This is a genomic window from Phreatobacter sp., assembly GCF_052440005.1.
GTDB lineage: Bacteria > Pseudomonadota > Alphaproteobacteria > Rhizobiales > Phreatobacteraceae > Phreatobacter.
Genome location: NZ_JBQVQL010000106.1, coordinates 1 through 13,755 on the forward strand (window position 1 = coordinate 1; position 13,755 = coordinate 13,755).

Consider the following 13,755-nt stretch of genomic DNA (forward strand, 5'->3'; position numbering starts at 1 on the left):
CGGCCAGAGCCTCGCGGCGGCGCGCCGCCTCCGCATCGGCCTCGGCGAAGCGGTCGACGGCCTCCTCGCCGACGGCCATGTCCACGCCCGCATCGCGGTAGAAGACGAGCAGCGCCTCGATGGCGTCCGGGGTGAGCGACAGGGTCATGGGGCCCATCATAAGCGAAAGGCCGGAGCGCTGCGACCCGCTCCGGCCCTCGGTCTCCACCCGCTGCGACCGCCGGGGAGACGAAACGTCGATGGGTGATCGATCAGCGGCGCGGGTTGGCCACGAGCTGCGGGCCGGCGGCGCCGCCATTCAGCGAGACCCACTGGTTCGGATCGGTCGGCGACTGGCGCTTGATGAAGCGATAGCCGGTCTCGTGCCAGAGCTTCACCTCGTTGGTGAAGTTGTCGAGAATGTAGTCGCCGCGGTCGGTGACGACGGTCAGGATCGCATGGCCGTCGCCCTTGAGGTCTCGGACGACGGTGATCAGCATGGCCTCGCGCGGAACGCCGAGGGCGATGAGGCGGCGCTTCTTCTCCAGCACCAGGTCCTCGCAGTCGCCCTTACCCCCGACCGGATAGGTCCAGTATTCCTCGACGCCGAAGTGATCCATGTCGGTCACCTGCTCGATCTCCCGGTTGACCTGGAGATTGACGCGGGCGAGCTGCGCGAAGGCGGCGGAAGTGAGGGTGACGGTGCGGGCGGCCGGCGATCGCTCGGCGCAATCGACGGGATTTTCACCGCAGAACTGCACCCAGCCGATCGGTGCCGATGTGACCGCGCCCGCAGTCAGCGAGGCGACCCGGCGTGCACCCTGCTGGGCGAGGACGCCGTCGGACAGACCGACCACGCCGAGAGCTGCGAACAAAAACCAGGACGCAAAGCGAAACATGGGTGAGAACCCCTGAACCAACGATGACTGCCCTGCGACCCGGGGCCATTAATCTCCTGTTAATCATTGCGGCTCAAGTGCGATGTTAAGAGATCGTTAAGAGATCTTTCCAATTGGTTAACGGGTGATGCCCCGGCGCAACGCCGCAGGGGGCAACCCTCCCCCGGTCGATGCGTTGTCATCGGCGGGAAGCCGTGCTTTAGAAATCGACAAAAGTTGCATGGGGCTGCCCGGCCCCCATGAATGACGAGGGATCTCAATGGCCGAACCGATGGACCTGCCCGAGCGCGAGGGCATGGACTACGACGTCGTCATCGTCGGCGCCGGCCCGGCCGGTCTCGCCGCGGCCATTCGCCTGAAACAGCTCGACGAGAACCTCACCGTCGTCGTCGTGGAGAAGGGTTCGGAAGTCGGCGCCCACATCCTGTCCGGCGCCGTCATCGATCCCGCCGGGCTCGACGCCCTGCTGCCAGACTGGCGGGAGGATCCGGACCGCCCGCTGAAGCAGGAGGTCACCGACGACCGCTTCTACTTCCTCGGCCCCGCCGGCAGCCTGCGGCTGCCGAATTTCGGTATGCCGAAGCTGATGAACAACCACGGCAACTTCATCGGCTCGCTCGGCAACGTGGCGAAGTGGCTCGGCGCCCGCGCCGAGGCCCTTGGCGTCGAGATCTATCCGGGCTTCGCCGCCGCTGAAGTGCTCTTCGACGAGCAGGGCGCCGTGACCGGCATCGCCACCGGCGACATGGGCATCGACCGCAACGGCGAGATCACCGACCGCTTCACCCGCGGCATGGAACTGCGCGGCAAGTACACCCTCTTCGCCGAGGGCGCGCGGGGCCATCTCACCAAGCAGCTCATCAAGCGCTTCAAGCTCGACGAGGGACGTGAGCCCGGCAAGTACGGCATCGGCCTGAAGGAAATCTGGCAGGTCAAGCCGGAAAACCACAAGCCCGGCCTCGTGCAGCACTCCTTCGGCTGGCCGCTGGACATGAAGACCGGCGGCGGCTCGTTCCTCTACCACGCCGAGGACAACCTCGTTTACGTCGGCTTCGTCGTTCACCTGAACTACGAGAACCCGACCCTCTCGCCCTTCGACGAGTTCCAGCGCTTCAAGCAGCACCCGATGGTGCGCCCCGTGCTGGAGGGCGGCAAGCGCCTCTCCTACGGCGCCCGCGCCATTACCGAGGGCGGCTGGCAGTCGGTGCCGAAGCTTGCCTTCCCGGGCGGTGCGCTGGTCGGCTGCGCGGCCGGCCTGGTCAACGTGCCGCGTATCAAGGGATCCCACAACGCCGTCCATTCCGGCATGTTGGCGGCCGAGCACCTCGTCGAGGCGCTGAAGGCGGGGCGCGCCCATGACGAGCTCGCCTCCTACGAGGCGAGCTGGCGCTCCAGCGCGGTGGGCAAGGACCTCTGGACGGTCCGCAACGTCAAGCCGCTCTGGGCGAAGTTCGGGACCATCGGCGGCGTCGTCCTCGGCGGCGTCGACATGTGGATCAATTCGATCTTCGGCGCCTCGCCCTTCGGCACGATGAAGCACGGCAAGGCTGACTTCGAGACCCTGAAGCCCATCGATCAGGTGAAGCCGATCGTCTACCCCAAGCCCGACGGCGTCATCTCCTTCGACAAGCTGTCGAGCGTCTTCATCTCGAACACCAATCACGAGGAGGACCAGCCGGTCCATCTCCAGCTGAAGGACCCCTCGGTCCCGATCCGCGAGAACCTGCCGAAATACGGCGAGCCGGCGCGGCTCTACTGCCCGGCAGGCGTCTACGAGGTCGTGTATGCGAACCCGGAAGCGAAGACCGACCCGAAGTTCGTCATCAACGCGCAGAATTGCGTCCACTGCAAAACCTGCGACATCAAGGACCCCGCCCAGAACATCAACTGGGTGACGCCCGAGGGCGGCGGCGGGCCGAACTATCCGGGGATGTGAGGCCGCGTCCTCCGCGCACTGTCTGAGGGGCGCCCCGCCCTCTCACGTCATGGCCGGGCTCGTCCCGGCCAGCCACGACTTGACCAGCACATGGGAAATCCGCGGATGCCCGCACCAAAGCCGGGCATGACGCAGCAGGTCCGTGTCCTGCGGCAGAACCAGCCTCACCGCGGCGGCGGGAACTTCTCGAAGGCGGGAACGCCCTCGGGGAACTGGTGGAAGGGCTGCGCCTCGGACGTGTAGAACACCACCTCCGGTCCGCCGTAGACGGACGGGTCGTCCAGCCCGCCGACCTTGAGGATGACGGCGTTCTTCCGCCGCGGTGACAACGTGGCGAGATGCGTGCCGCAGGTCGCGCAGAACTCGCGCGTCACGGGGTTCTCGAGGTCCGGGCGGGAATAGCGCGCCGGCTCCCCCTTCACGTAGCGATAGCCCTCCACCGGCACCGCCATGAAATAGTTCTCGGCGCCGCCGGAGATCTTCTGGCATTCGCGGCAATGGCATTCGCCGCGGAACATCGGCGCCCCCGCCACCTCGTAGCGCAGCGCGCCGCAATAGCATCCGCCCGTCAGCATGATCGTCTCCCCCGCCCGCCGCCTCTGCCACGGTGCGGCGGGAAGGCTAGAGCGGGACGTCCGGTCTGGCGAGGCCGTCCGTTGGGCGGACCCTCAGCCCCTCACCCGGTGCAGAGTCATCCGATGGCCGTTGCCGCAGCGGGACGAGATGCGGTCGCGGCTCTCCAGCGTCACCGAGCACCAGGTCTCCGAGGTGCGGCTGCCGTCCGAGCAGCGACCGCGGAAGTTGAGCCGCGAGGTGAACCCGGTGAGGCGACCGCGTCCCTCGGTGCCGCAGCGACCCGCGGCCTGGGTGTTGAACAGCTCGCGGGCGACGATCTGCGCCCCGCTCACCCGGATTTCGACGCCGGCCCGGCCGCCGGGCTGCGAGGCCCAGAAGCCGGCGAAATCGGCGCCGCGCAGGCGCTGGCCCTGCCCCTGGGCAGGAGCCTGCTGGGCCGCCGCCAGTCCGGGAAGCGCGAGGAAAGCCGCGAGAACGAGGGTGAACGTGCGCATGGTCATGGGCCCAGTGTGCCGCATCTTGCGGCGAATCCGTGGCGCACCCTAGCGCCGAAGAGCGCCCGCCGCGACGCGCTTGTCGCCCGCCGGGCGGCCCGCTACCCCTTGGGGCCCGAAAGGCCGATCCAGGTCCCCGAGATGTCCGCCACCATGTCCGCCAGCCTCACCATCGCCGAACTCGTCGAGACCTTTCCCGACTTTCGCGTCGCCGTCCTCGTCTTCGACGGCCTGTCCATCCCCGCGGTCCGGCCGGCCGAGCTCGACGCCCTGATCGCCGGGCGGGAGGAGGCGGCGCTTTCCGCCTGGGCCGGCACGGACCTCTCCGCCATTCCCGGCATCGCCGCCTGGCGCGCCGCCTACAAGGGCTTCGGCATCAAGAAGACGAGCTACCGCTGCTCGGTGGAGCGGCTGATGAAGAACGCCCTCGCAGGGCGGCCGCTGCCCGCCATCAACGGTTTCGTCGACGCCTACAACGCCGTGTCCCTCTCGGCCGTCGCCTGTGTCGGCGCCGACGACATCGACCGGACCGCAGGCCCCTTCGCCTTCCGCTATGCGCGGCCCGGCGACAGCTTCGTCGACATGGCGGCCGAGCCGGGCGAGGACCCGAACGACCCGCCGAAAGATGGCGAGGTGGTCTATGCCGGCGCCGCGCACGTCCTCTGCCGGCGGTGGAACTGGCGGCAGGACGCGCGCTCCATCATCACGCCGGAGACCCGCCGGGCCATCCTCACCATCCAGACCAACGGCTGGGGCGACCTCGACGCCGCGGTCGAGGACGCGCGCACGCTGATCGGCGGCGTCTGCGGCGGCGAGGTCTCCATCGCAGTCGCCGACCGGAACCGCCCGACGGTCCCATTGGTTGGATGATCTTGGCGCGGGCGTTCGGTTGCCGCACCGGCGGCCCTGCCCCATGTCTCGAGACGGCCGCTCCGGTCGTCTCAAGCCCGAGGAGATCCCCATGAATCGTTCCGCAAGCGCCGTCTGGCACGGCACAGGCCGCGACGGCAAAGGCACGCTGACCACCCGGTCCGGCGTGCTGGACAGCGCCTCCTATTCCTTCACGACCCGGTTCGAAGACGAGAAGGGCACCAATCCGGAGGAACTCATCGCCGCCGCCCATGCCGGCTGCTTCACCATGGCGCTCGCCTTCGCACTGCAGGCGAAGGGCCTGACGCCGACGGAACTCAAGACAGAGGCGGTCGTCTCGCTGGAGAAGGACGGCGCCGGCTTCAAGGTCTCGAAATCGGCCCTTACCCTGAAGGCTGATGTTCCCGGCATTTCCGCCGAGGACTTCGCGGCGGTCGCCAAGGGCGCCAAGGAAGGCTGCCCGATCTCCAAGCTGCTCAACGCCGAGATCACCCTCGACGCCACCCTCGCCTGATACCGGCGACCAGCGATGATTGCGCTCCGGTTACCGCGCCGGAGCGCTTTTTCGTCAAAGACTGCGCGCGCGTTAAGCGGGCCCTCATACCTCCCGTGTCATGGTCTGGGTTCTGTTTCGCTCCCACAGCGAGGGCTCATGGCCGACGACGTGGCAATGAACTTCCGCAAGCAGCGTGGCCGCGCCCCCGGCCGCGAGGACGATCCGCCGTCGGGAGGCGTATCCATGCTGGTTCTGGTGGCCGGCGCGGCCGCCATCGGCTTCGGCGCCTTCGCCTTCTTCACCGGCTCGGTCTCCCTCCCCGAAGCGCCGCGCGTGGCGGCTCTCTGGCAGTCTCCCGCCCCCGTCGCGCGGGCGGCGACGGCCGATGCAGGACCTCGGGTCATGTCCATGGTCCCCGGCGTGCGCGAGTCCACCACCGCGACGACCGGCATGCCGCTGGTCGGCACCTCGGCGGTGGCCATGACCTATACGCCGGTCGGCCCCGTCGTGCTGCGCAAGGCAAGCGGCTATGTCGAGATCGACGGCCCGCGCCTCCTGCCGCCGCCCATCGGGCCGCGCCGCGCCGGCAACGGCGTGCTGGACCACGCGGCGAGGCTCGCCAACGACCTGCGGGCGCTCGCCTACACCCCCTGCGACAGCCACCTCAGACATCTCGCGGCCGCCAACATCACCCTCTTCGTCGCCGGATTCATGCCGCCGCGCACCGCCGTCGACCCGCATGCACCGGCGGACCCGGCCTTCTGGCGCCGGCCCGAGGCGAGCGTCGTGCGCCGCGCCGTCCTGCCGCTGGCCGAAAAGGGGGCGCTCGCGCCGGCCGATTTCGGCCTCGACGTTTCCCCCCAGGCCCGCGGACTCTTCGAGGGCGTGAGCCTCGGCCGTGTGTCCTGCGGCTGACGGGACGATGACTGCCCCTATTTCGCCGGAATCGGCGTATGTCATCGTGCAATGCATCATTGAGGCCCGCGGGAGAGAATCATGCCGCCAGTCCTGATGGGGGCCGCGGTCGCGGTCGTCGTGATCGCCACCTACGTCCTGGTCCGCAGGTCGCTGCAGGCGCAGCTACAGCCCGTGCGCGCCCAGCGGGCCGTCCGCCGCCTGCGTCGTGACCCCGTGACGGGTGAATACCGCCCCTTCTGACGGCTGTTGACCCCCTCGCGCCCGGTCTTTAAGGGACGACGCTTACCGTCCCGCAGGCCGCATCGCGATGTCCCGTCTCGACCTTCCGCCGCACATGCGGCCCGAACGCTCGTTCCAGGGTCTGATCCTGGCGCTCCAGACCTTCTGGGCGGAGAAGGGCTGTGTCATTCTCCAGCCCTATGACATGGAGGTCGGTGCCGGCACCTCCCACCCCGGGACCATGCTGCGCTCGCTGGGCCCGAAGCCGTGGAACGCCGCCTATGTCCAGCCCTCGCGCCGGCCGAAGGACGGCCGCTACGGCGAGAACCCCAACCGGCTGCAGCACTACTACCAGTTCCAGGTGATCCTGAAGCCGAATCCGCCGAACCTGCAGGAGCTCTATCTCGGCTCGCTGGAGGCGATCGGCCTCGACCCGAAGCTGCACGACATCCGCTTCGTCGAGGACGACTGGGAGAACCCGACGCTCGGTGCCTGGGGCCTCGGCTGGGAGTGCTGGTGTGACGGCATGGAAGTGAGCCAGTTCACCTATTTCCAGCAGGTCGCCGGCATCGAATGCGCGCCGGTCTCGGGCGAACTGACCTACGGCCTGGAACGCCTCGCCTGCTACCTCCAGAACGTCGAGAGCATCATGGAGCTGAACTTCAACGGCCGCGAGGGGTCCGAGAAGGTCACCTACCGCGAGGTGTTCCTGCAGGCCGAGCAGGAATATTCCCGCTACAATTTCGAGCATGCCGACACGGCCGCCCTGTTCCGCCGCTTCGCCGAGGCCGAGGCGGAATGCCGGTCGCTCCTCGGCAAGGGCGAGAGCGGCGAGCGCCACCTGATGGTGCAGCCCGCCTATGACCAGTGCCTCAAGGCCGGCCACGCCTTCAATCTGCTCGACGCCCGCGGCGTCATCTCGGTGACCGAGCGGCAGAGCTACATCCTCAGGGTGCGCGAACTGGCGAAGGCCTGCGGCGCCGCCTGGCTGAGGACCGAAGCGGGTGGAGCCGCAGCATGACCATGATCAACCGCCGCCTCGTCGCCGCCGGCCTGTTGCTGGCAGCCGTGCCCGCCCATGCCCAGCCGGCGCCGCGTCCGGCCCAGGCGCCCGCCCCCGCCGATCCGGTGGCCGCCCTGCGCGCCTTCTACGCCAAGCCGGGCCGCGCCTCGGTGAACCCGTTCCTCACGCCGCGCCTGCGCCGTCTCTACACCGAGCAGCAGGCCCGCAGCCGCCGGGCGGGCGAGGTGATGCCGGGCCTCGACTTCGTCTTCGCCTGCGGCTGCCAGGACAGCGACGACGACTACCAGACCCGCAACGTCTACCGCGTCGTCAGCCGCGACGAGCGCAAGGCGCAGGTGGCGGTGACGCTCAAGCTCTTCGCCGACCAGTCGGAGACTCAGGTCGTCACCTTCGACATGGCGCTGGAAAACGGCCGCTGGCTGATCGACGACGTCTCCGGGGCGAGCGGCGACATCTCCTGGGTCCTGTCGCGCCTCCTCCAGATGCGTGAGTGACATGCCCGACCTTCTTCTCGAACTCCTCTCCGAAGAGATCCCCGCCCGCATGCAGGCGGACGCCGCCGCGCATCTGAAGAAGGCGGTGACCGACGCGCTGGTGGCCAAGGGTTGTCTCTACGAGGGCGCCCGGGTCGTCGTCACGCCGCGCCGCCTCGCCCTTTCCGTCCACGGCCTGCCCGTCGCCTCGCCGGACGTCAGGGAAGAGCGCAAGGGTCCTCGCGTCGGCGCGCCCGAGGCCGCCATCCAGGGCTTCCTGAAGGCCGCCGGCCTCGCCTCCATCAGTGAGGCGACTGTCCAGTCCGATCCGAAGAAGGGCGACAGCTACATCGCCGTCATCGAGAAGCCCGGCCGCCCGGTGCCGGAGGTGATCGCCGAGATTGTGCCCGAGATCGTCCGCGCATTTCCCTGGCCGAAGTCCATGCGCTGGGGCGCCGCCTCCGTCTCCTCCTCCTCGCTGCGCTGGGTGCGCCCGCTGCAGTCCATCCTCTGCACCTTCGGCCCGGAGACGGAGGACCCCGAGGTCATCCGTTTCGACATCGACGGCATCACCGCCGGCGAGACGACGCGCGGCCACCGCTTCATGGCGCCCGGCGACATCCGCGTGCGGCGCATGGACGACTATCTGACGAGCCTGGAGAAGGCCTTCGTCGTCGCCGACCCGGAGGAGCGCAAGCGCCGCATTCTCGCCGACGCCCGGAACCTCTGCTTCGCCCAGGGGCTGGAACTCGTCGAGGACGAAGGCCTGCTCGGCGAGGTCGCCGGCCTCGTCGAATGGCCGGTCGTGCTCATGGGCGCCTTCGAGGAGAGCTTCCTCGCGATCCCCGACGAGGTGATCCGGGCCACGATCCGCGCCAACCAGAAGTGCTTCGTCGTCCGCGACCCGAAGACCGGCCGGCTCGCCAACCGCTTCGTCCTCACCGCCAATCTCGAGGCCAGCGACGGCGGCCGCGCCATCGTCGCCGGCAACGAGCGCGTCATCCGTGCCCGGCTCTCCGACGCGCTCTATTTCTGGCAGACCGACCAGACGCCGCTGCCGGACTTCGAGGACAAGGGCAAGCCGCTGGACCAGCGCATGGCGAAGCTGCGCGCCCTCAACGTCGTCTTCCACGAGAAGCTCGGAACGCAGGGCGAGCGCGTCGACCGCATCAAGGCGCTCGCCCGCCACATCGCGCCGCTGGTCGGCGCCGATCCGGACCTCGCCGAGCGCGCGGCGGAGCTCGCCAAGGCCGACCTCATGACCGAGGTGGTCGGCGAATTCCCCGAGGTGCAGGGCCTGATGGGGCGGAAATATGCGCTCCTCCAGGGCGAGCACGAGAGCGTCGCCGCCGCCATCGAGGACCATTACAAGCCGCAGGGGCCGAGCGATCGGGTGCCGACCGACAAGGTCGCGGTAGCGGTTGCGCTGGCGGACAAGCTGGATGTGCTGACTGGCTTTTGGCGGATCGACGAGAAGCCGACGGGGTCGAAGGACCCATTCGCGCTGCGACGCGCAGCACTGGGCGTCGTCCGGCTTCTGACCGACAACGGCCTGAAGTTCTCGCTGGCGCGGATCGACGGCTTCTCGGCCGACCTCCTCGCCTTCTTCCACGACCGCCTCAAAGTTCTCCTCCGTGAGCAGGGCCAGCGCCACGACCTCGTCGATGCCGTGCTGGCCTCCGGCGAGGGCAATGACGACCTCCTGCTCGTCGTCCGCCGCGTCGAGGCGCTCGCCGCCCTGCTCGGCACCGAGGACGGGAAAAACCTCCTTGCCGGCACCAAGCGCGCCATGAACATCCTGCGCATCGAGGAGAAGAAGGACGGCCGCGCCTATGACGGCGCGCCGGACGCTGCCCTCGTCCACGACAAGGGCGAGCCCGAGGAGCGCGCGCTCTTCGCCCTGCTGCAGTCGGCGAGCGCCCATGCCCGCGACCACGTGCGACGCGAAGACTATGCCGGCGCGATGAAGGCCCTCGCCGAGCTCAGGCCGGCGGTCGACGCCTTCTTCGACAAGGTGACGGTGAATGCCGAGGACCCCGCCCTGCGCGAGAACCGGCTGAAGATCCTCGCGGAGCTGCGTGCCGCCACGGCGACCGTCGCCGACTTCTCGAAGATCGAGGGCTGACGGCGGCGTCGCCGTCCACCCCACCCTCCCCTGGAGGGGGAGGGTCGGCGGCCGTCAGGCCGACGGGGTGGGGTGACGCAGCTCCCGTCAGGCCTTTCACCCCTCCCCGACCGCGCTGCGCGCGATCGACCCTCCCCCTCCAGGGGAGGGTGGCACAGTGCACCGTGACGGACGTTTCGAAGACCAGGGGTGACGTGACGGCCGCGCGTCTGCGCCGCCTTCCCCGATGACACGCCGTCATGTCCGGGCTCGTCCCGGGCATCCACGAATTCTGGAATTTTGCGGCGTGCAAGGCGTGGATGCCCGGCACAAGGCCGGGCATGACGGCAAGGCTGCGGCCTGCCGCCTCCAAAGGCGGCGAGGCATTGCCATCGTCGATGTCGCGGATCGGGCGGGCTAGAGCCCCTGCCCCTCGCGCAGGATGGCCTCGGCCTCCGGCGTCGGCTGTCCCTGGCTGTCCAGCAGCACCAGGCCCGGCAGGATGGAGATCGGCGCGCGGGAACCCTTGGTGCCCGTCACGATGAGCCGCACGGCCGCTGCGCCGGGGCGAGGGTGCACGGGGCGCACGGTGATGCCGCCGAAGCGGCCCTTCATCGCGGCGAGCAGCGCGTCCGGCCGGTCGGCGCGGTGGATCAGCGTTACGGTGCCGCCGGGGCGCAGCACGCAGACGGCCTTGCGCAGGAAGCCGGAAAGCAGTTCGTCGCCGCCGGTATGGGCCAGGCGCTTGGCCGCGCCAGGCGAGGGGCGATGGCGCGGCGCATCGTGGAAGGGCGGATTGGTGATCACGCGATCGATCTCGCCGACCAGCAGCGCGGTCTTCTCGCGCGGCGCCCCGCGCACCATCGCGTCCATGACGATGACGCGCGTGCGGTTGCCGAAGCCGTTTGCGGCGGCGTTCTGCTCGGCCAGCGCCGCCAAGCCCGGATCGATCTCCACCAGCGTCAGGAAACATTGCGGCACGCGCGCCGCCAGGCAGAAGGCAGCGGCACCCACGCCCGCGCCGAGGTCGAGAATGCGATCCCCCGGCGAGGCGGGGACGGCGGCCGCCAGCAACACGGCGTCGTGCCCGGCGCGATGTCCGGTCCGCGGCTGGGTGATCGCCACGCGGCCTCCGAGGATCCGGTCGGCCGTGGGTTCGAAAAGGGGGTCGTCAAGCAGAGTCATATGCGCCTTATTGCATACACGTGCACTGATTAGAATATTTCAATTCTAGCGACAGTTGCTGAATCAACAGATTTACCGGGCTCCAGAGGCCGTTACGGCGCCCCTTGTCGCAAGGTATCGCCCCATCCTGCCGCAACGATGGCGGCGCGGGCCCGCTCGACGTCTGCTTCCGGTACCAGAATACGCAGGGGAAAGGCGGTGATTCGCGCTTCGACCGCGGACACGTGGCGGTCGGCGACGAAGACGACGATGCCCTCGCCCTCGAGCAGCGCCTCCACCGCACTCACCAGAACCGGATCCGCGGTGCGGATGATCTCTTCCAGGACGGCCTCCCATCGGCTGTGCGACGTTTCGTGAAGCGGCCGCGGCTTGAGAAGCCGCCTCCACCTGCCTATTGTCCGTCACGAATTTGCCCGCATCCTGCGGGCTTGCAGTGGAGCATGGCGTGGCAGTCGTTGTCCCCTTCGAAAAGGACAGGGCCTCCATCGAGGCATTGGTGGGCGCCACGCGGGCGGACATGGAACGGGTCAACGCGATGATCCTGTCGCGCACCGGCTCCGAGGTCACCATGATCCCGGAGGTGGCCAACCACCTCATCTCCTCTGGCGGCAAGCGCCTGCGGCCCATGCTGACCCTCGCCACGGCGGCGCTCGCCGGCTACCAGGGCGAGGGGCACGTCAAGCTCGCCGCCGCGGTGGAGTTCATGCACACCGCCACCCTCCTCCATGACGACGTTGTGGATGAGAGCGACATGCGGCGCGGCCGCCCCGCGGCGCGCATGGTCTGGGGCAACGAGGCCTCCGTGCTCGTTGGCGACTTCCTGCTCGGCCAGGCCTTCAAGATGATGGTGGAGGTCGGCTCGCTGCGCGCCCTCGACATCCTCTCCACCGCCGCCGCCGTCATCGCCGAGGGCGAGGTGATGCAGCTCGCCGCGGCGAAGAACACCGCCACCACCGAGGACGAATATCTCGCCGTCATCCGCGGCAAGACGGCCGAGCTCTTCGCCGCCGCCTGCGAGGTCGGCCCCGTCATCGCCGCCAAGCCCAAGGCCGAGCAGGCCGCCGCCCGTGCCTACGGCATGAATCTCGGCATCGCCTTCCAGCTCGTCGACGACGCCCTCGACTACGGCGGCAAGGCGCAGAAGCTCGGCAAGAACACCGGCGACGATTTCCGCGAGGGCAAGATCACCCTGCCCGTGGTGCTCGCCTTCCGCCGCGGGTCCGAACAGGAGCGCGCCTTCTGGAAGAAGGTGCTGGTGGACGGCGCCATCGAGGAGGGCGACCTGGAAACCGCCACCGGCTTCATGGCCCGCCACGGGGCGCTCGCCGACACGATCGAGCGCGCCCGCCACTATGGCGACATGGCCAAGGACGCCCTCGCCCTCTTCCCCGACAGCCCGATGAAGGACGCCCTCGTCCAGGCCGTCGACTTCTGCATCTCCCGCGCCCATTGATGGCGGGCACCGACGAACCGGCTGCCACGACCGGCGACGGCGCCCTCGTCCTCTTCTCCGGCGGTCAGGATTCGGCGACCTGCCTCGCCTGGGCGCTCGACCGTTTCGGCCATGTGGAGACGGTCGGCTTCGACTACGGCCAGCGCCACGCCGTCGAACTTGCCTGCCGCGCCGGCATCCGTGACGGCCTCGCACGCGTCGACGACGGCTGGGCGGCCCGCCTGGGCCCCGACCACACGCTGGGCTTGGCCGCCCTGGGCGAGGTCTCCGACACCGCCCTGACCCGCTCCGTCGCCATCGAGATGACGGACCAGGGCCTGCCCAACACCTTCGTGCCCGGGCGAAATCTCGTGTTCCTCACCTTCGCGGCGGCCCTCGCCTATCGCCGGGGCCTCAGGCACATCGTGGCGGGCATGTGCGAGACCGACTATTCCGGCTATCCCGATTGCCGCGACGACACGATCAAGGCCCTGCAGGTGGCGCTGAACCTCGGCATGGAAAAGCGCTTCGTGCTGCACACGCCGCTCATGGTCATCGACAAGGCCGAGACCTGGCGGATGGCGGAGCGGCTCGGAGGCGCGGCTCTGGTCGAGCTGATCCGCACGGACTCGCACTCCTGCTATCTCGGTGAGCGCACCGAAATCCACGACTGGGGGCATGGCTGCGGCACCTGCCCGGCCTGCGACCTGCGCGCCGCCGGCTGGCGGCGCTACCGGGGCGGCGTGGCCTAGCCCAGCATCGTCGGCTTCACCCACCAGTCCGGCCGGGCGGCGGCGATGACCTTGGCCGCGCTCGCGGCGGCCCGGCACGTGTCGTAGAGCCCGAAGACGGTCGCGCCCGATCCCGACATGCGCGCCAGCCGGCAGGCGGGGCCGGCGCGGAGCATCGCCAGCGCCTCGCCGATGATCGGGGCCAGCTCCAGGGCGGGCGCCTCCAGGTCGTTGCGCGAACGGGCGAGCAGCGGCAGGAGGACGCGCCGGTCACGGGCCTTACCGTCCTCGATCACGGCAGCCGGATCGCCCTGTCCCTTCGCCCCCGCCGCGAGGCCGAGCCGGGAGAACACGGCAGGCGTCGGCACGGCGACGCGCGGATTGACCAGCAGCGCCGGGAGCCGCGGCAGGGCCAGCGG

Annotated in this window: 15 protein-coding genes and 1 pseudogene; 10 read left to right on the forward strand and 6 right to left on the reverse strand. The window is 69.3% G+C overall.

What is annotated here, in order from left to right; genetic code table 11:
- Nucleotides 1–251 precede the first annotated feature (251 nt).
- Nucleotides 252–878: a transglutaminase-like cysteine peptidase gene (locus tag ACT6XY_RS19730; RefSeq protein WP_444750011.1), complete on the reverse strand. Its 627-nt coding sequence runs from the start codon at nucleotides 876–878 to the stop codon at nucleotides 252–254.
- Nucleotides 879–1,137: 259 nt separating this feature from the next.
- Here ACT6XY_RS19730 and ACT6XY_RS19735 point away from each other — a divergent pair, with 259 nt between their 5' ends.
- The gene (locus tag ACT6XY_RS19735) at nucleotides 1,138–2,814 is read left to right on the forward strand and encodes an electron transfer flavoprotein-ubiquinone oxidoreductase (RefSeq protein ID WP_444750012.1); all 1,677 of its coding nucleotides are present in this window, start codon (nucleotides 1,138–1,140) and stop codon (nucleotides 2,812–2,814) included.
- A gap of 164 nt (nucleotides 2,815–2,978) precedes the next feature.
- On the opposite strand, the gene ACT6XY_RS19740 is transcribed toward ACT6XY_RS19735, so the two are convergent.
- Nucleotides 2,979–3,389, reverse strand: coding sequence for a GFA family protein (locus ACT6XY_RS19740; RefSeq protein ID WP_444750013.1), 411 nt, complete (start codon nucleotides 3,387–3,389; stop codon nucleotides 2,979–2,981).
- A 93-nt stretch (nucleotides 3,390–3,482) separates the two neighbouring features.
- Nucleotides 3,483–3,890, reverse strand: coding sequence for a hypothetical protein (locus ACT6XY_RS19745; protein WP_444750014.1), 408 nt, complete (start codon nucleotides 3,888–3,890; stop codon nucleotides 3,483–3,485).
- 135 nt (nucleotides 3,891–4,025) lie between these two features.
- On the opposite strand from ACT6XY_RS19745, the gene ACT6XY_RS19750 reads away from it, so the two are divergent.
- The 7 genes from ACT6XY_RS19750 to glyS all read left to right on the forward strand — a co-directional run bounded on the left by ACT6XY_RS19750 (nucleotide 4,026) and on the right by glyS (nucleotide 10,009).
- The gene (locus ACT6XY_RS19750) at nucleotides 4,026–4,754 is read left to right on the forward strand and encodes a B3/B4 domain-containing protein (protein WP_444750015.1); all 729 of its coding nucleotides are present in this window, start codon (nucleotides 4,026–4,028) and stop codon (nucleotides 4,752–4,754) included.
- A gap of 91 nt (nucleotides 4,755–4,845) precedes the next feature.
- Complete coding sequence (locus tag ACT6XY_RS19755; RefSeq protein ID WP_444750016.1) at nucleotides 4,846–5,268, forward strand: OsmC family protein; 423 nt, start codon at nucleotides 4,846–4,848, stop codon at nucleotides 5,266–5,268.
- Nucleotides 5,269–5,406: 138 nt separating this feature from the next.
- Nucleotides 5,407–6,165: a hypothetical protein gene (locus ACT6XY_RS19760; protein WP_444750017.1), complete on the forward strand. Its 759-nt coding sequence runs from the start codon at nucleotides 5,407–5,409 to the stop codon at nucleotides 6,163–6,165.
- 81 nt (nucleotides 6,166–6,246) lie between these two features.
- Nucleotides 6,247–6,408: a hypothetical protein gene (locus ACT6XY_RS19765; protein ID WP_444750018.1), complete on the forward strand. Its 162-nt coding sequence runs from the start codon at nucleotides 6,247–6,249 to the stop codon at nucleotides 6,406–6,408.
- Between the two features lie 67 nt (nucleotides 6,409–6,475).
- The gene (locus tag ACT6XY_RS19770) at nucleotides 6,476–7,408 is read left to right on the forward strand and encodes a glycine--tRNA ligase subunit alpha (RefSeq protein WP_444750019.1); all 933 of its coding nucleotides are present in this window, start codon (nucleotides 6,476–6,478) and stop codon (nucleotides 7,406–7,408) included.
- A complete protein-coding gene (locus tag ACT6XY_RS19775) occupies nucleotides 7,405–7,905 on the forward strand; it encodes a DUF3828 domain-containing protein (protein ID WP_444750020.1) in 501 nt (166 codons plus the stop codon). The genes ACT6XY_RS19770 and ACT6XY_RS19775 overlap by 4 nt, the downstream gene beginning before the upstream one ends.
- Before the next feature lies 1 nt (nucleotide 7,906).
- Nucleotides 7,907–10,009 (forward strand): glycine--tRNA ligase subunit beta, encoded by a 2,103-nt coding sequence (glyS, locus tag ACT6XY_RS19780; RefSeq protein ID WP_444750021.1) that lies wholly within the window; start codon nucleotides 7,907–7,909, stop codon nucleotides 10,007–10,009.
- A gap of 396 nt (nucleotides 10,010–10,405) precedes the next feature.
- Here the strand turns inward: glyS and ACT6XY_RS19785 are convergent, their stop codons facing one another.
- Together ACT6XY_RS19785 and ACT6XY_RS19790 are read right to left on the reverse strand one after the other, a co-directional pair.
- The gene (locus ACT6XY_RS19785; protein ID WP_444750022.1) at nucleotides 10,406–11,173 is read right to left on the reverse strand and encodes a tRNA1(Val) (adenine(37)-N6)-methyltransferase; all 768 of its coding nucleotides are present in this window, start codon (nucleotides 11,171–11,173) and stop codon (nucleotides 10,406–10,408) included.
- Between the two features lie 92 nt (nucleotides 11,174–11,265).
- Nucleotides 11,266–11,568, reverse strand: coding sequence for a putative signal transducing protein (locus tag ACT6XY_RS19790; RefSeq protein WP_444750025.1), 303 nt, complete (start codon nucleotides 11,566–11,568; stop codon nucleotides 11,266–11,268).
- A 50-nt stretch (nucleotides 11,569–11,618) separates the two neighbouring features.
- Between ACT6XY_RS19790 and ACT6XY_RS19795 the strand changes: the two genes are divergently transcribed.
- The gene (locus tag ACT6XY_RS19795) at nucleotides 11,619–12,626 is read left to right on the forward strand and encodes a polyprenyl synthetase family protein (protein ID WP_444750023.1); all 1,008 of its coding nucleotides are present in this window, start codon (nucleotides 11,619–11,621) and stop codon (nucleotides 12,624–12,626) included.
- The gene (queC, locus tag ACT6XY_RS19800) at nucleotides 12,626–13,357 is read left to right on the forward strand and encodes a 7-cyano-7-deazaguanine synthase QueC (RefSeq protein WP_444750024.1); all 732 of its coding nucleotides are present in this window, start codon (nucleotides 12,626–12,628) and stop codon (nucleotides 13,355–13,357) included. The genes ACT6XY_RS19795 and queC overlap by 1 nt, the downstream gene beginning before the upstream one ends.
- Here queC and ACT6XY_RS19805 read toward each other — a convergent pair.
- Nucleotides 13,354–13,755: pseudogene (locus tag ACT6XY_RS19805) on the reverse strand (4-(cytidine 5'-diphospho)-2-C-methyl-D-erythritol kinase); the annotation flags it as partial. The gene queC and the pseudogene ACT6XY_RS19805 overlap by 4 nt on opposite strands.